Annotated in this window: 7 protein-coding genes, 2 tRNA genes and 3 rRNA genes; 1 reads left to right on the plus strand and 11 read right to left on the minus strand. The window is 66.8% G+C overall.

Features of this window, described 5'->3' with window-relative positions:
* Positions 1 to 54 precede the first annotated feature (54 nt).
* The 11 genes from rrf to WQ56_RS17805 form a co-directional block, all read right to left on the minus strand.
* Positions 55 to 168: ribosomal RNA gene (gene rrf / locus WQ56_RS16105) — 5S ribosomal RNA — on the minus strand.
* A 159-nt stretch (positions 169 to 327) separates the two neighbouring features.
* Positions 328 to 3,206: ribosomal RNA gene (locus WQ56_RS16110) — 23S ribosomal RNA — on the minus strand.
* A 242-nt stretch (positions 3,207 to 3,448) separates the two neighbouring features.
* Positions 3,449 to 3,524: transfer RNA gene (locus WQ56_RS16115), tRNA-Ala, on the minus strand.
* 53 nt (positions 3,525 to 3,577) lie between these two features.
* A tRNA-Ile gene (locus WQ56_RS16120) sits at positions 3,578 to 3,654 on the minus strand.
* 75 nt (positions 3,655 to 3,729) lie between these two features.
* Positions 3,730 to 5,274: ribosomal RNA gene (locus WQ56_RS16125) — 16S ribosomal RNA — on the minus strand.
* The 16S, 23S and 5S rRNA genes sit together here with 2 tRNA genes alongside, the layout of an rRNA operon.
* Before the next feature lie 511 nt (positions 5,275 to 5,785).
* Entirely contained in the window at positions 5,786 to 6,523 is a 738-nt protein-coding gene (locus tag WQ56_RS16130; protein WP_052773061.1) for a Wadjet anti-phage system protein JetD domain-containing protein, read from the minus strand.
* Between the two features lie 183 nt (positions 6,524 to 6,706).
* Positions 6,707 to 10,135, minus strand: a complete 3,429-nt coding sequence (locus WQ56_RS16135) for an SbcC/MukB-like Walker B domain-containing protein (protein ID WP_047138163.1) — start codon at positions 10,133 to 10,135, stop codon at positions 6,707 to 6,709.
* Positions 10,122 to 10,748, minus strand: a complete 627-nt coding sequence (locus tag WQ56_RS16140) for a DUF4194 domain-containing protein (RefSeq protein ID WP_047138164.1) — start codon at positions 10,746 to 10,748, stop codon at positions 10,122 to 10,124. The genes WQ56_RS16135 and WQ56_RS16140 overlap by 14 nt, the downstream gene beginning before the upstream one ends.
* Positions 10,745 to 12,196 (minus strand): Wadjet anti-phage system protein JetA family protein, encoded by a 1,452-nt coding sequence (locus tag WQ56_RS16145; protein WP_047138165.1) that lies wholly within the window; start codon positions 12,194 to 12,196, stop codon positions 10,745 to 10,747. The genes WQ56_RS16140 and WQ56_RS16145 overlap by 4 nt, the downstream gene beginning before the upstream one ends.
* Positions 12,197 to 12,343: 147 nt before the next feature.
* A complete protein-coding gene (gene glmS, locus WQ56_RS16150) occupies positions 12,344 to 14,176 on the minus strand; it encodes a glutamine--fructose-6-phosphate transaminase (isomerizing) (protein ID WP_047138166.1) in 1,833 nt (610 codons plus the stop codon).
* Positions 14,177 to 14,252: 76 nt separating this feature from the next.
* The gene (locus WQ56_RS17805; protein WP_156170594.1) at positions 14,253 to 15,005 is read right to left on the minus strand and encodes an energy transducer TonB; all 753 of its coding nucleotides are present in this window, start codon (positions 15,003 to 15,005) and stop codon (positions 14,253 to 14,255) included.
* A gap of 226 nt (positions 15,006 to 15,231) precedes the next feature.
* Here WQ56_RS17805 and WQ56_RS16160 point away from each other — a divergent pair, with 226 nt between their 5' ends.
* A complete protein-coding gene (locus tag WQ56_RS16160) occupies positions 15,232 to 16,533 on the plus strand; it encodes an efflux RND transporter periplasmic adaptor subunit (RefSeq protein WP_047138167.1) in 1,302 nt (433 codons plus the stop codon).
* Positions 16,534 to 16,543 lie beyond the last annotated feature (10 nt).

A 16,543-nucleotide genomic window follows, 5' to 3' on the forward strand; every position in this document is an offset into this window, starting at 1 on the left:
GCAGCGCAAAGAAAAACCCCCGCCGGAAGCCCGGCGGGGGTTTTGGGGTAAAGACCCTGGCGATGACCTACTCTCGCATGCTAGATGCACACTACCATCGGCGCATGTACGTTTCACTTCCGAGTTCGGAATGGGATCGGGTGGTTCCATACAGCTATTGTCACCAGGGAGAGGGTGGAGGGTCGCGGTTGGGTCCGGTGATCGACGGATGTCGAGGACGGACCGATCGCGCTCACGCTCTCGTAGGTTGGGAAGTAGCGAACATTGGGACGACGTTACGTGTCGTGGGCCAAGGATGCTTCGGGTTGCGAAGCAACTTGAGGTTATATGGTCAAGCCACACGGATCATTAGTACTGGTTAGCTCAATACATTGCTGTACTTACACACCCAGCCTATCAACCACCTGGTCTTGATGGTTCCTTCAGGGGAGTCAAGCTCCCGGGAGATCTCATCTTGAGGCGCGCTTCCCGCTTAGATGCTTTCAGCGGTTATCGCTTCCGAACATAGCTACCCGGCAGTGCCACTGGCGTGACAACCGGAACACCAGAGGTTCGTCCACTCCGGTCCTCTCGTACTAGGAGCAGCCCCTCTCAAATCTCCAACGCCCATGGCAGATAGGGACCGAACTGTCTCACGACGTTCTGAACCCAGCTCGCGTACCACTTTAAATGGCGAACAGCCATACCCTTGGGACCGACTACAGCCCCAGGATGTGATGAGCCGACATCGAGGTGCCAAACACCGCCGTCGATATGAACTCTTGGGCGGTATCAGCCTGTTATCCCCGGAGTACCTTTTATCCGTTGAGCGATGGCCCTTCCATACAGAACCACCGGATCACTAAGTCCTAGTTTCCTACCTGCTTGATCCGTCGATCTTGCAGTCAAGCACGCTTATGCCTTTGCACACAGTGCGCGATGTCCGACCGCGCTGAGCGTACCTTCGAGCTCCTCCGTTACTCTTTGGGAGGAGACCGCCCCAGTCAAACTACCCACCATACACGGTCCCCGATCCGGATAACGGACCTAGGTTAGAACGTCAAGCACGACAGGGTGGTATTTCAAGGTTGGCTCCACCCCAGCTGGCGCCAGGGTTTCATAGCCTCCCACCTATCCTACACAGACGAACTCAACGTTCAGTGTAAAGCTATAGTAAAGGTTCACGGGGTCTTTCCGTCTTGCCACGGGAACGCTGCATCTTCACAGCGATTTCAATTTCACTGAGTCTCGGGTGGAGACAGCGCCGCCATCGTTACGCCATTCGTGCAGGTCGGAACTTACCCGACAAGGAATTTCGCTACCTTAGGACCGTTATAGTTACGGCCGCCGTTTACCGGGGCTTCGATCAAGAGCTTCGCCTTGCGGCTGACCCCATCAATTAACCTTCCGGCACCGGGCAGGCGTCAGACCCTATACGTCCACTTTCGTGTTTGCAGAGTCCTGTGTTTTTGATAAACAGTCGCAGCGGCCTGGTCACTGCGACCCTCTTCAGCTATAGCTCGCATGAGCCACCAAAAAGGGTGCACCTTCTCCCGAAGTTACGGTGCTATGTTGCCTAGTTCCTTCACCCGAGTTCTCTCAAGCGCCTGAGAATTCTCTTCCTACCCACCTGTGTCGGTTTACGGTACGGTCTGCATAAGCTGAAGCTTAGGGGCTTTTCCTGGAAGCGTGGTATCAGTCACTTCGCTCTAATGAGCTCGTCTCGGTGCTCGGAGTTGAAGGATCCCGGATTTGCCTAAGATCCACTCCTACCGCCTTTCTCCAGGACAACCAACGCCTGGTAGACCTAACCTTCTCCGTCCCCCCATCGCACTTATGCGAGGTGCTGGAATATTAACCAGCTTCCCATCGACTACGCATTTCTGCCTCGCCTTAGGGGCCGACTCACCCTGCGTCGATTAACGTTGCGCAAGGAAACCTTGGGCTTTCGGCGTGGAGGCTTTTCACCTCCATTATCGTTACTCATGTCAGCATTCGCACTTCCGATACCTCCAGCGGACTTCTCAATCCACCTTCGACGGCTTACGGAACGCTCCTCTACCGCGCACAACAAGTTGTGCACCCCAAGCTTCGGTTTATCACTTAGCCCCGTTAAATCTTCCGCGCAGACCGACTCGACCAGTGAGCTATTACGCTTTCTTTAAAGGGTGGCTGCTTCTAAGCCAACCTCCTGGCTGTCTGTGCCTTTCCACATCGTTTCCCACTTAGTGATAATTTGGGACCTTAGCTGTGGGTCTGGGTTGTTTCCCTTTTCACGACGGACGTTAGCACCCGCCGTGTGTCTCCCATGCATTCTGTCCTGGTATTCGGAGTTTGCAATGGTTTGGTAAGTCGCAATGACCCCCTAGCCATAACAGTGCTCTACCCCCAGGAAGATTCACATGAGGCGCTACCTAAATAGCTTTCGAGGAGAACCAGCTATCTCCGGGTTCGATTAGCTTTTCACTCCTAATCACACCTCATCCCCTACCTTTGCAACGGGAGTGGGTTCGGGCCTCCAGTTGATGTTACTCAACCTTCACCCTGGGCATGACTAGATCACCCGGTTTCGGGTCTATTACCCGCGACTATGCGCCCTTATCAGACTCGGTTTCCCTTCGCCTCCCCTATACGGTTAAGCTTGCCACGAACAATAAGTCGCTGACCCATTATACAAAAGGTACGCCGTCACCCTTGCGGGCTCCGACTGCTTGTACGCACACGGTTTCAGGGTCTATTTCACTCCCCTCTCCGGGGTTCTTTTCGCCTTTCCCTCACGGTACTGGTTCACTATCGGTCGGTCAGGAGTATTTAGCCTTGGAGGATGGTCCCCCCATGTTCAGACAGGGTTTCTCGTGCCCCGCCCTACTCAATTTCATCGAAATGGCCCTTTCGCATACAGGGCTGTCACCTTCTATGGCCGGTCTTTCCAGGACCGTTTTGCTAGAACCAAATCGACTTTTGGGCTGTTCCCCGTTCGCTCGTCACTACTCAGGGAATCTCGGTTGATTTCTTTTCCTACGGTTACTTAGATATTTCAGTTCACCGCGTTCGCCTCCAGCAGCTATGTATTCACTGCAGGATACTGCCGAAGCAGTGGGTTTCCCCATTCGGACATTGCCGGATCAAAGCTTGTTGCCAGCTCCCCGACACTTTTCGCAGGCTACCACGTCCTTCATCGCCTCTGACCGCCAAGGCATCCACCGTGTGCGCTTATTCGCTTGACCATATAACCCCAAGTCGCCTCGGAGCCATACTTCCATCGATGGGTACAAACCATCGACACGAACTATAACGACCCAATTTCTTAGGGACTCGAAGTCCCCGCCTTAGCCTCACGACACGTATGAGTCTTTGTCTCAAACGCTCGCTACTTCCCTATTTTTCAAAGATCCGTCGTCGGGCCACAATGCCCGGCAACATTCAAATCTGATGTGTGCGCAGCGATCGGTGTGATCAAGAGTAAACGTGGTGGAGCCTGTCGGGATCGAACCGACGACCCCCTGCTTGCAAAGCAGGTGCTCTCCCAGCTGAGCTAAGGCCCCATGTTGGATAGTCCGCACATCGATGCGCGGGCTTCTGCGAAGGGACTCGCAGGTGGTGGGTCTGGGAGGACTCGAACCACCGGCCTCACCCTTATCAGGGGTGCGCTCTAACCACCTGAGCTACAGACCCAGTCTTGCTCTTGATTACCAATCGTGCAGGTTACTTGTGAGGACGCCTGGACAGGCAAATCGTTGCCTTGTCTCTAAAGGAGGTGATCCAGCCGCACCTTCCGATACGGCTACCTTGTTACGACTTCACCCCAGTCATCGGCCACACCGTGGCAAGCGCCCTCCCGAAGGTTAGGCTACCTGCTTCTGGTGCAACAAACTCCCATGGTGTGACGGGCGGTGTGTACAAGGCCCGGGAACGTATTCACCGCAGCAATGCTGATCTGCGATTACTAGCGATTCCGACTTCATGGAGTCGAGTTGCAGACTCCAATCCGGACTGAGAGAAGGTTTCTGGGATTGGCTTGCCCTCGCGAGTTCGCAGCCCTCTGTCCTTCCCATTGTAGTACGTGTGTAGCCCTGGCCGTAAGGGCCATGATGACTTGACGTCATCCCCACCTTCCTCCGGTTTGTCACCGGCGGTCTCCTTAGAGTTCCCACCATTACGTGCTGGCAACTAAGGACAAGGGTTGCGCTCGTTGCGGGACTTAACCCAACATCTCACGACACGAGCTGACGACAGCCATGCAGCACCTGTGTCACGGTTCCCGAAGGCACCAATCCATCTCTGGAAAGTTCCGTGCATGTCAAGGCCAGGTAAGGTTCTTCGCGTTGCATCGAATTAAACCACATACTCCACCGCTTGTGCGGGCCCCCGTCAATTCCTTTGAGTTTCAGTCTTGCGACCGTACTCCCCAGGCGGCGAACTTAACGCGTTAGCTTCGATACTGAGTTCCTAGTTGAACCCAACATCCAGTTCGCATCGTTTAGGGCGTGGACTACCAGGGTATCTAATCCTGTTTGCTCCCCACGCTTTCGTGCCTCAGTGTCAGTGCTGGTCCAGGTAGTCGCCTTCGCCACGGATGTTCCTCCCGATCTCTACGCATTTCACTGCTACACCGGGAATTCCACTACCCTCTACCGCACTCTAGCCTGCCAGTATCCAATGCAATTCCCAGGTTGAGCCCAGGGCTTTCACATCAGACTTAACAAACCACCTACGCACGCTTTACGCCCAGTAATTCCGAGTAACGCTTGCACCCTTCGTATTACCGCGGCTGCTGGCACGAAGTTAGCCGGTGCTTATTCTTTGGGTACCGTCAGAACAACCGGGTATTAACCGGCTGCTTTTCTTTCCCAACAAAAGGGCTTTACAACCCGAAGGCCTTCTTCACCCACGCGGCATGGCTGGATCAGGCTTGCGCCCATTGTCCAATATTCCCCACTGCTGCCTCCCGTAGGAGTCTGGACCGTGTCTCAGTTCCAGTGTGGCTGATCATCCTCTCAGACCAGCTACGGATCGTCGCCTTGGTGGGCCTTTACCCCGCCAACTAGCTAATCCGACATCGGCTCATCTATCTGCGCGAAGCCCGAAGGTCCTCCGCTTTCACCCGTAGGTCGTATGCGGTATTAGCGTAAGTTTCCCTACGTTATCCCCCACAAATAGGCAGATTCCGATGTATTCCTCACCCGTCCGCCACTCGCCACCCAAGGAGCAAGCTCCTCTGTGCTGCCGTTCGACTTGCATGTGTTAGGCCTGCCGCCAGCGTTCACTCTGAGCCAGGATCAAACTCTTCACTTAAATTTTTCGACGTCGTCCCGAAGGACTTCGTCAATGCTTTGAGTGCAGATGTCCTACCTGAGCTTCAAAACTACTCACTCGCATTTGCATGCTATATGAATTGACTTGTTGCTCTTTCGAAACGTCTGCTGATGGACAACGCCACCTGCCAGACGTCCGCACAAGTATCCTGCGCACACTGTCAAAGATCTTCGGAAGTGGCCTCAGCGCCTGCTTCCCAGTGCTTCGAAGTTTCCTCCGAAGCGAGCCGCCCATTCTAGCGCGGTTTTGGCATTCGTCAACACCTTTCGGTGAATCTCTCTGCCTCCCTTCAGCGCGCCGGACCAAGTCCGTTTCCGCCGAAGGAGCCGCACATCTTAGCGCAGCTTCCCGATCTGTCAACTCCCTGTGAAACCCCAGGAGCCCGACCGGCCCCGCCTCCCTGTCCGACCTCAGCGTCGATCCAGCGTTGCGGGGCGCGCATTGTAAGCCGGATTCACGTCGGGTCAACACCCCTGTCATGCGGATGTCGTCATCCCGCGTTAGGCACCGCGCTGGCTGCATGCAGCGGCAAGCGGGCGCTGAGTGCTTCCTGCTCGAGCAGCAACGGACGGGCGCTCAACGCATGGGCGACGTCGGGCCAGCCGGCTGCCTGCGCCCAGCGCAGCATCGCGCCCTGCTGCGTTGCCGTCGGGGTACGCGCGGCCGCGATGTCGGCAGAAGCCAGTTCGTCCGGGGACATCAACCAGGGCAGCAGCGTACGGCCAGCCTCGCGCAGAGTGGCCGCGAGCGTGGCGGCGATCCGGAAGCCCCCTTCGTCGATGTCGCCCCAGTGGTAGACAGGCGCATCGCCGGGCAGCGCCTGCAGGAGCCGCGCGCAGGCACGGCGCCAGGCGAGCGATGGCATGCCGCCGGTATAGACCAGCAGGCCGTCCGCAACCCCGTCGCACGCCGCGGCGTCGTGAAAGCTGGCGAGGTTCTCGATCGTCAGCAGGAACCTCGCATCGGTCACGACCTTTTCCAGCCGCTCGACCGGTATCCCGAGGTAAGGCCGGACCAGGACGAGTGCAGTGCCGTCGACCACGATCGTGCCGGTGCCGGCGATCAGCATCGGCTGGGGCTCGCGCCGGAGGCCGAGCGCGGACCAGACGTGCTCGCGCTCGAACGCCCCGGCATTCGACTCCCCGCCGACCAGCAGCGCGAGCCAGGGCGTCAGCGCCTCCAGTCGCTTGCTGTCGCCCAGCAGCCGGATACTCTCGCGACGCAGCATGCGCTCGGCACCGGAATCGGCATGGCGCGCGTCGACGACCCGCGCCGCATCGGCGAGGTCGGCAACGCGAGGTACTCGCCCGCGCTCGCCGCCGTCATCGGCAGCGACGCGGGCGCGGACCCGGCGCGCAGGCGGGCGCGCTCCCCCTGCGCAGCAGCCGCTCCAGCACGCGCCGCGCGGCAGTCACGTCGTGGCGCGCTCGCGGGCGATGCGGGCAGCCTCCTCGTCAAGGAGTTCGGGGTGGAGGTCGAACTGGTCGCTGAGCAGCAGCGCGCGGGCGGCCGCCTTGACCTCAATCCGCTCGACCTGCAGCAGGTCACCGTCGCGGAACAGCTCGACATAGCTGTCGAGCACGCCGCTGAGCGTGCCCTGGGCGGTGTCGGGCGCGGCAAGCACGAGCTGCAGGCCGAGCGAGCGCAGGTAGTTGGTCGTGGCGCGGGCGTTCTGGGCGTCGATCTTGTCGCCGAATTCGTCGAGCAGGATCAGCCCCATGCCGCCGGGGTTCCCATCGCTCTTGCCGTACGCCGCGGCGAGCGCGGCGCCGGCGATGACGTACAGCGGTGCGCGGTGCTCGCCGCCCGAGCCCGAGCGCATGCGCTCGCTCAGCGAACCGATCACGCGGTCGTCCTGGCGGATCTGCACCTCGAACCGGAAGAAGCGGCGATAGTCGTCGAGCGGGGAGCTCGCACTGCGCGCGGCGGCGCCGTCCTCGATCAGCTCGCGGAACGCGGCCGGCACCTCGCCGGCGCTGCCGAACAGGCCGTCCTCGCCGCCGACGTCCGCGGCCCGGCGGATGAAGCGCTCCAGGTCGCGGAACTCGGGGACGACCTCGTAGTGGAACTGGTAGCGCTCGTTGTTGGAGAACGCCGGACTGCTGCGCAGGGTGCGGTTGAGCGTAGCGATCTGCTGCTTGAGCCGGCTGAAGTTGTCGTACAGGGCCGAGGCGACGCCGGCGCGGAAGGTCTCGACCGCGGTGGCGTAGGCCTGCTCGGCCTCGCCCTGGTAGCGCACCAGGTCGGTGTCGCGCAACTGGCCGAGCTCGCGCTGCAGCAGCCCGCGCGCCTGTCGCCAGGCGCTGGCGTCGAAGTCCAGGCCCAGGCCGTGGTCGCGGGCGTATTGCGACAATGCGCTCCAGGCCTCGGGCAGCAGCCGGGCGAGCTGGCCGTCGCTGTCGCGGGCGCGCTCGTCGCAGCGACGGCTGCGCTCCTCGAGCGAGGGCCACTTGGTGTCGAGTTCCTCGCGCTGGCGCTCGACCCGGTTCGGATCGACATCCGCGTCGCGGAAGGCCTCGACCGCGGCCTGCGCGACCAGCGTTTCCTGCGCCTGCAGGCCTTCGAGCACGCGCTGCGCCTGCTCGACGCCGTTGCGCGACAGCGCCTCGGTGCCGATCAGGGCTTCGATCCTGCGTTCGTTCTCGTCGTGTCGCTCGCGCAGCGCCCGCACCTGCTCGCCCAGGCGCAGCAGGTCGGGATCGATCGCATCGGCCTGGCTGCGCGCGCGGGCCCGGTAGCGCGACTCGATCTGGCGGTGCTGCAGCAACTGCGCATGCAGTGCATCCGCGGTCTCGTCGGCGTCGGCGAAGCGCGCGAGCGCCTGCTGGAGCGCCTCCAGGCGCCGCGCCTCGGGCTCGCGCTCGCGCAGCTCGCGTTCGGCGGCCTCGAGTTCCTCGCGTAGCACGCGCAGCCGCTCGCGGCCGTCGTTCGCACCGATGCGCAGTTCCGAACCGGCCGGCAGCCTGCGCCGCTCGATGCCGCCGCCCTTGGCCACCAGGCCGTCGCGGGTCAGCCCCTGGCGGCTGCGGACGACCTCGGCCTCGGTCTCGACGCAGCGCAGGTCGCCGAGCTGCCGGCGCAGGTAGGCGACCGCGTCGGCATCGTCGCCCTCGATCAGCGCGGCGACACTGTCGACGGCGGCACGCTCCCCACGGGCGCCGCGCCCCGCGTTGGGCAACGCCAGCTTGACGCCGTAGACCGCGCGCGCGCCCTGCAGCGCGCGGTACACGCGCACCGCCTGCTCCTCCTGGCCGGCCGGCACCAGCAACGCCTCGACGTGGCTGCGAAGGTAGGCCTCGACGGCCGGCTGCCAGGCCGGGTCGCGCACGCGCACCAGGTCGCAGACCGGCTGCGCCTCGATACCGGCCTCGCGCAGGTAGTTCATCAGCCGCATGACGTCGTCGCGCAGGCCGGCCTTGCCGGCGCTCAGGCGCTGCTGGTTGCCCTTGAGCGCGTCACGGCGGCTGCGCACCGCCTGCCAGGCGTCGTGGGCGGCACGTGCGCGGGCCGATACCGCCGCGCGCAGCGGCGCGGCGGCCGCGAGCGCGTCCCGCGCGTCGGCATGGAAGCGGTCGGGCGCCAGGTCGATCGCGGCGTCGGGCGCGAGGCCCGACAGCGCCGCGGCCCAGTCGCGCCACGGCGCGAGCGCGGCCTCGATCCGCGCGTCGTCGAGCTCGGGTGCGGCCACGCCGCGCAGCGCGTGCAACTGGTCGCGCACGTAGCCGATCTGCCGGGCCAGTTCGCGCTTGAGGCGGGCCAGCTCCTCGCGATCGCGGCCGGCGAGTTCGTCGAACGAGGCCTGCTCGCCGTAGCCCCGGCTGCCCTGCAACTGCTGCTGGGCGAGCTCGAGTTCGTGCTTGAGGCTCTCGCGCTCGCTGCGCGCCTCCTGCAGTTGCAGCCGCGCGGCGGCAAGCGCCTGCCGGGCCGCTTCGCCGGCCTGCTCGGCCTGCTCCACCTGCTCTCCGAGCAGGTCGCGCCGGTACTCGGCCGCGAGCGCGCGGTAGGACGCGGCGCGCACCGCCTGGGCGGCGACCTTGCCGTACTGGCGCTCGACCTCTTCGGCCGACTCGATGCGCTGGCGGACCTGCTCGATCTTGTCGCGGATCTGGCGGAAGCTGTCGAGCAGCGCGCGGAACCGGGCGATGTCGGTCGGGCGATCCTCGGCGACCAGCGTGCGGACGAACAGGTCGACGTCCTCGACCCGCTGCAGGTTCAACGCGTTCTGGAATGCCTTGCGATAGGCATTGAGGTCGGGCTGGGCACCGGGCGCGGCCCGCAGGCGGAACAGCAGGTCGCGCACGAAGCGCTCGCTGGTGGTGTGCAGCTCGACCTTGTCGCCGGCCTCGCGGCAACGGCGCGCGGCCAGTTCGCGGAACGTCGCCCAGGCCAGCGGCAGTTCGCGGCCCTTGACGCGCTCGAGGTGGTCGTCGAGTTCGAGCGCGACGCCGGGCAACAGGTACGGCCCGTGCAGGCGGTGCTCGGGCTCGTCGACGGACGCGCCCAGCGCGATGCCGGCCGTCAGCGCCCGACCGGTCTCCTGGTCGCGGAACACCAGGCTGATGTAGGTGGTCGCGGTGCGGCGCTTGCGGCCGTCGTCGCCGCTGCGGTACACGCCCAGGCAGTAGTCGCGGATCGTCCGCGCGCGGGCGCTGCCGCCGGCCTGCGCGTTGAAGCGGATGCGGCTGCGGTCGCCGCCCAGCAGCACGATCTGCAGCGCGTCGAGCAGCGCGCTCTTGCCGGCGCCGTTGGGCGCGATGATCGCGCTGGTCGCGTCGAGTTCGAGCGTCTGCGCCTCGAACAGGAAGAACTGCACCAGGTGGACGCGCTCAAGCAGCTGCATCGTCGTCCTCCGGATCGGCGTCGGCGCCGTCGTCGCGGTTGTGCTGGTCGAGCCGCTGCAGCCACAGCCCGCCCACGATCTCCACGATCGCCGGGCGCACCAGCAGGTGGAACGGCTGCGGGTCGTCGCGGTCGGAGTCGACCAGCCGCGCCACGCCCCAGCGGCGCAGCATGCGCGCGAGCGTGCGCAACGCGCCGACGTCCGGCATCGCGCGGCCGGCGAGCGCCTGGTAGGCCTCCTGCAGCTCGGGCAGCTCGACGACGACCTCGCCGTGCTCCTCGATCTGCCCCTGGCGCATCGCCTCGTCGTAGCGCTGGCGCAGCACCAGCAGCAGCAGGGTCTCGTCGAGCGTAACCGCGACGCCTTCGCCATGCGCGGGCAGCGCGACCAGGTAGCGGTAGTGCGCATTGCGCTCCAGGCGGATGCCCAGCGGTGCGAGCGCGCCGACGAAGTCGTCGAAATGGTCCTCGACCAGATGGTAGGCCACGCGCGACGTGCGGTCGGCCGCGTAGAGCACCTGCTCGGTGACCAGGCGGTAGGCGGCGCGCTCGAAGTCCTGGACGGCGTACAGGCCGTTGGACTGTTGGCTCAAGGTGTTCCAGCTGCGTTTCATGCGGTGTTCCGGGAAGCGGGCGCGAGCCGGCGGACGACGAAGCGCGGGGCGCGCAGCAGGCCGTTGTCCACCGGATCGCCTGAGTCGAGGAGCTCGACGCGGAAACCGCGCAGCAGCCGGCCGAGCGGGTCGTCGCGGCGCAGGCCACCGATCCGGCGGCTGCGCAGCGCGAGCGTGAGCAGGGTCTGGTAGGCGCGCAGGTCCTCGATCGAGGCCACGGCCATGCCCGACGAGTCGACGCTGTCGGCCTCGCCCAGGTGCCGGCCGACGTAGCGGGCCATGTCCTCGGCGGTGACCAGGCGCGCGCGTTTCATGCGCCGCAGCAGGCTCAGCCGCGCGAGCTGCTCGGGCGTCGGGACCTGGGCGGCATTGGCGCTGCGCGGGATGGGCTGCGGCCGGGTCCGCGGCGGGCGCAGGCGGGCCTCGTCCACCAGCGCGCCGGGCGCGACCGGCAACCGCAGCGCCTCGGCCGGTGCGGTCGACACGCCGCGGCAGGCACGGCGCAGCAGGATGTCGAGCCGGTCGGGCGCGCGCAGGCGGTAGTCGAGAAACGCCAGCGCACGACGGTTGGCCTGGCGGATGTCGTCGTCGAGCCGGCCGAGATACTCGTCGATCCGCTCGAGTTCACGCAGCCGGCGCAGGCTGCGCGCCAGCCGCAGCGCGGCGCGCGCGTCGTCGCCGCCTGCCAGGTGCTCGCGGTACCAGGCCAGCAGCGCCTCGTGCCGCGGACCGGTCTCGACCTGCTGCACCATCGCCAGGATCGAGCTGCGGCGCGCCAGCGGATGGTCGGCGCGGTGCAGCCCGGCATAGTCGCCGATGAAGAAGCGCGATACGTACTGCTCGAACCACTGCCGCGCGAACTGCGCAGTGGTCTCGGCGCGGCTGAGCTCGGGCATCAGGTCGCGCACCTGCAGGCTCATCGCGGACAGCGAGACCAGCAACCGGCGCGCCTGGTCGGCGGCCTCGTCGAGCGCGTCACCCGCACCGGCGCCCTCGACGACCTGCTGCATCTGCAGCTCGATCGAGCGCACCTTGGCCGAGACGAACGTCGGGCCGTGCTCGGCGAACTCGACCAGCGTCGACAGCAGCTGCGAGACCGCCGGCGGCATGGACACCATCTCGCGCGCGCCGATGCGCTCCTGACGCAGCCAGCCGGCGCTGCGGAAACGCTCGTAGATCACGTGCGCACGCGTGCCCGACGGCGTGTCAGGCCCCTGCCCGTCCTCGTCCTCCCAGGGATCGTCGGCGACGAGATAGCGCTCGATCGCGGCGGTGATCTCGCGCCGCGGCAGCCCGTGGCTGGGCGGCATCGGCGCGTCGGGGCCGAAGAATTCGTCGAACAACCGGTGCAGCAGCAGCCAGTAGTGCTCGCGGTTGGCCGAGGCCAGCGGGCCGAACACCCCGGCCGGCACGACCGAGAACAGCGAGGGCGGAGTCGGATCGCTCATCGAGCGTCGCGTCCGTGCGGGCGGTGCGTCGTCTTCACCGCGGCATTTTCACAGATCGCGGCGTCGACGTGCGCATGGCGCGCGACCGGCCGCGACGGACGGCCCGGACGCGGACGGCCCGGCCCGATGCGGCGACGTGTGCGGCGCTTACTCGACGGTGACCGACTTGGCGAGGTTGCGCGGCTTGTCGACGTCGGTGCCGCGGGCCAGCGCGGTGTGGTAGGCCAGCAGTTGCACCGGGATCGTGTGCACGATCGGGCTCAGCACGCCGACGTGGCGCGGCGTGCGGATCACGTGCACGCCTTCCGAGGGGCCGAAGTTGCTGTCGGCGTCGGCGAACACGAACAGCTCGCCGCCCCGCGCGCGCACTTCCTGCATGTTCGACTTGACCTTCTCCAGCAGCGCGTCCTTGGGCGCGATCACCACGACCGGCATGGCCGCGTCGACCAGCGCCAGCGGACCGTGCTTGAGCTCGCCGGCCGGATAGGCCTCGGCATGGATGTAGGAGATCTCCTTGAGCTTGAGCGCGCCCTCGAGCGCGATCGGATAGTGCACGCCGCGGCCCAGGAACAGCGCGTGCTGCCGGGGCGCGAAGCGTTCGGCCCAGGACGCGATCTGCGGCTCGAGGTTGAGCGCGTGCTGCACGCTGCCGGGCAGGTGGCGCAGCGCCTCGACATAGGCGGCCTCCTGCGCGGCGTCGACGCGGCCGGCCAGCTTGCCGAGCGTGGCGGCCAGCGCGAACAGGCCGACGAGCTGCGTGGTGAAGGCCTTGGTCGAGGCGACGCCGATCTCGGCGCCGGCGCGGGTGTAGAACACCAGCCCGCTGGCGCGCGGGATCGCACTCTCGGGGACGTTGCAGATCGACAGCGTGTGCCGGTGGCCGAGCGACTTGGCGTACTTGAGCGCCTCCATCGTGTCGAGCGTCTCGCCCGACTGGGAAATGGTGACGATCAGGTGCCGGGGGTTGGCGACGGCGGCGCGGTAGCGGTACTCGCTGGCGATCTCGACCGAGCACGGCAGGCCGGCGATCGACTCGATCCAGTAGCGCGCGACCGAGCCGGCGTAGAAGCTGGTGCCGCAGGCGAGGATCTGCACGCCCTCGATGTCGCGCAGCACCTGGCCGTCGGCTTCGCCGAACAGCGCCGGCCCGAACGCGGCCGCGTCGATGATCGCCTCGAGCGTGTCGGCGACCGCGCGCGGCTGCTCGTGGATCTCCTTCTGCATGAAGTGCCGGTAGGGCCCGAGCTCCAGCGACGCCAGCGAGACGTCGGACAGGTGTTCGGGGCGATCGACCTGCGCGCCCTCGCCGTCGAAGATCCGCACCGCGCCGCGGGTGAGCTCGGCGGTATCGCCTTCCTCCAGGAAGATCACCCGGCGCGTGGCCTGGACGATCGCCGAGACGTCGGAGGCGACGAACTGCTCGCCCTCGCCCAGGCCGACCAGCAGCGGGCAGCCCATCCGGGCCACGACCATGCGGTCGGGATCGCGCTTGTCGATCACCGCCAGCGCATAGGCGCCTTCGAGTTCCTGGACCGCGGACTGCAGCGCGGCCAGCAGGTCCCGTCCCTGCGTCTGGTGATGGTGGATCAGGTGGGCGATGACCTCGGTGTCGGTCTGCGACTCGAACACGTAGCCGAGCGCGGTCAGGCGCTCGCGCTGCGCCTCGTGGTTCTCGATGATGCCGTTGTGCACCAGCGCCAGCGTGTCGTGGCTGATGTGCGGATGCGCGTTGTGCTCGGTGACGCCGCCGTGGGTCGCCCAGCGCGTGTGCCCGATGCCGAGCCGGGCGTGGAGCGCCTCGGCCTGCGCGGCGGCGGCCATCTCGGCGACGCGTCCGGTCCGGCGCACGCGCCGCACCGCATCGCCGTCGATCACCGCGATGCCGGCCGAATCGTAGCCGCGGTACTCGAGCCGCTTGAGGCCTTCGACGAGGACCGGGACCACATCGCGATCCGCGATCGCACCGACGATTCCGCACATGCCGCCCGCTCCTGCAAGTCAATGCGCCATTCTAGCGGTCTGCCGGGCCGCGGCGGACAGTCACGCCGGCCGCCGTTCAGTGCATGAAGAACTCGACCGGCACCGCGATCTCGACCGGCGCGGGCAGGTCGTCGGGGACCGACGGCAGCGGCGCGGCGCGATGGAAGGTCTCGATCGCCGCCGCGTCGAGCCGGGGCGATCCGGACGAGCGCGCGAGCACTGCCGAGAGCACGCGGCCGGCGCGATCCATGCGCAACCGCACGATCGCCACGCCCTCCTCGCCCCGGGCGCGGGCGGCCACCGGGTAGCGGCGGTAGCTGGCGAGCCGCGCCATCACCCGGGCCTCCCAGCGGGTGTCGACGCGGCCGGCGAGCGTCGCGGCGGCCGGCGCGGGCGGGCTCGACGGGGCGGCCGCCTGCAGGTCCTGCGGCGCGGGCGGGCCCGGAGACGCCAGCGCGGACACCGCGGGCGGAACGCTCGCCGGCAGTCCGGCATCGGATAGGGGCGGCAGCGGATCGGCGGGCACCGCGACCGGCTGCGGTACGGGATCGGGCCGGCGCTCGGGCGGCGCGACGGGCGCGGGCGTCCTGCGCGCCTCGGGCACTGGGTCGGGCGCGTGTCGCACCTCGACCGGCACCGGCGGCGCAGCGGCCGGCAGGAAGTCCACCTGGATCACCGCATCGGCGGCCGGCGGCGGAGCCGGGCGCGGCTGCAACCCGAACGCCAGCCACGCGATCGCCAGGTGCAACGCGCCCGCGCCCAGCGCCGCGCCCGCACGGTCGCCGCGGGCGGCGCGGCCGCCCTCGCGCAACGCGCGTCGACGCGGCATCGCGACAGGGGCGGTCGGGCGCATCAGCATGGCGCGTGGTCAACCCTGAAGTGAGAATGATTCCCATTTTCTCACAGCCTGCTGCGATGTCCGCCTGATCCGCGCGACCGGACGTCCGGTCGCCGGGCCGGACACATGCGAAGCCGACTCAATGCCTTGAAAATCAGATGCTTGCGATTGGCACGGTCCCTGCTTGATACCGGCAGTCCCCGACCGTGCACCGCCCATGTCCACTCCCGCCTCCCCGCTTCCCATCCGCCGCGGCATCCGCGATACGTCCGCGCAGGACACCGTCCATGCGACGCACCCGGGGCGCCGGCGTCGCTGGCTGTGGATCGCCGCCATCGCAATCGCGGTCCTGGCCGCGGCCGCCTGGCTGGTCGCCGGCTGGGCCTCGGGCGCGACCTCCGTCGACGCGTCCCGGCTGCGCATCGCCGAGGTCACCCGCGGGGACCTGGTGCGCGACATCGCCGCCGAGGGGCGCGTGATCTCGGCCAACAGCCCGACGCTGTACGCGATCGCGCCGGGCACCGTGACGCTGAAGGCGGTCGCCGGCGACCGCGTCGGCAAGGGCCAGGTGCTGGCCGAGATCGACAGCCCCGAGCTGCGCAGCAAGCTGGTGCAGGAGGAATCGACGCTCGCCAGCCTGCAGGCCGAGGCCGAACGGGCGACGCTCGATGCGCGCATTGCCCGCGCCGAGGCGCGCAAGCTGCTCGACCAGGCGCAGATCGAGCGCACGGCCGCCGAGCGCGACCTGCAGCGCTACCAGCGCGCGTTCGAGGCCGGCGTGGTCGCCCAGGTCGACCTGGCCAAGTCGGAGGACGCGCTGAAGAAGACCGACATCGGGCTGGCCTCGGCGCGCGAGGACGCGAGCCTGCAGGGCCAGGGCGCCGGCCTGGACGCGCGCAACAAGCAACTGCTGGCCGACCGCCAGCGCGCGGTCGTCGCCGAGGCGCGCCGGCAGGTCGAAGCCCTGACGCTGCGTGCGCCGTTCGACGGCCAGGTCGGCCAGGTGCAGGTCGCGCAGTTCACCAACGTGGCGGTGAATGCGCCGGTGCTGGGCGTGGTCGACCTGTCGGTGTTCGAGGTCGAGATCAAGGTGCCCGAGAGTTTCGCGCGCGACCTGGCGATCGGGATGCCGGCCGAGATCCGCAGCGCCAACGAGGTGTTCCCGGCCGAGGTCTCGGCGGTCTCGCCCGAGGTCGTCGCCGGCGAGGTCGCCGCGCGCGTGCGCTTCTCCGGGCGCCAGCCGGCCGGCCTGCGCCAGAACCAGCGGCTGTCGGCGCGGATCCTGCTCGACACCCGCCGCGACGTGCTGATGGTCGAGCGCGGCCCGTTCGTCGAGCAGTCCGGCGGCCGCTACGCCTACGTCGTCGACGGCAACGGCGCGGTGCGCCGCCCGATCCAGGCCGGCGCCAGCAGCCTGGGCGCGGTCGAGATCGTGTCGGGCCTGCAGGCCGGCGAACGCGTCGTCGTCTCGGGCAGCGACCTGTTCGGCGACGCCGAGCGGGTCCGCATCAGCCGCTAGTCCCTCCCCT

It is taken from the genome of Luteimonas sp. FCS-9 (genome assembly GCF_001014645.1).
GTDB lineage: Bacteria > Pseudomonadota > Gammaproteobacteria > Xanthomonadales > Xanthomonadaceae > Luteimonas.

Bases quoted from the DNA above. Each gene is read 5' to 3' on its own strand.
- glmS (WP_047138166.1), bottom strand. From the start codon at position 14,176: ATGTGCGGAATCGTCGGTGCGATCGCGGATCGCGATGTGGTCCCGGTC.
- WQ56_RS16135 (WP_047138163.1), bottom strand. From the start codon at position 10,135: ATGCAGCTGCTTGAGCGCGTCCACCTGGTGCAGTTCTTCCTGTTCGAG.
- WQ56_RS16145 (WP_047138165.1), bottom strand. From the start codon at position 12,196: ATGAGCGATCCGACTCCGCCCTCGCTGTTCTCGGTCGTGCCGGCCGGG.
- WQ56_RS16160 (WP_047138167.1), top strand. From the start codon at position 15,232: ATGTCCACTCCCGCCTCCCCGCTTCCCATCCGCCGCGGCATCCGCGAT.
- WQ56_RS16140 (WP_047138164.1), bottom strand. From the start codon at position 10,748: ATGAAACGCAGCTGGAACACCTTGAGCCAACAGTCCAACGGCCTGTAC.
- WQ56_RS17805 (WP_156170594.1), bottom strand. From the start codon at position 15,005: ATGCCGCGTCGACGCGCGTTGCGCGAGGGCGGCCGCGCCGCCCGCGGC.
- WQ56_RS16130 (WP_052773061.1), bottom strand. From the start codon at position 6,523: ATGCTGCGTCGCGAGAGTATCCGGCTGCTGGGCGACAGCAAGCGACTG.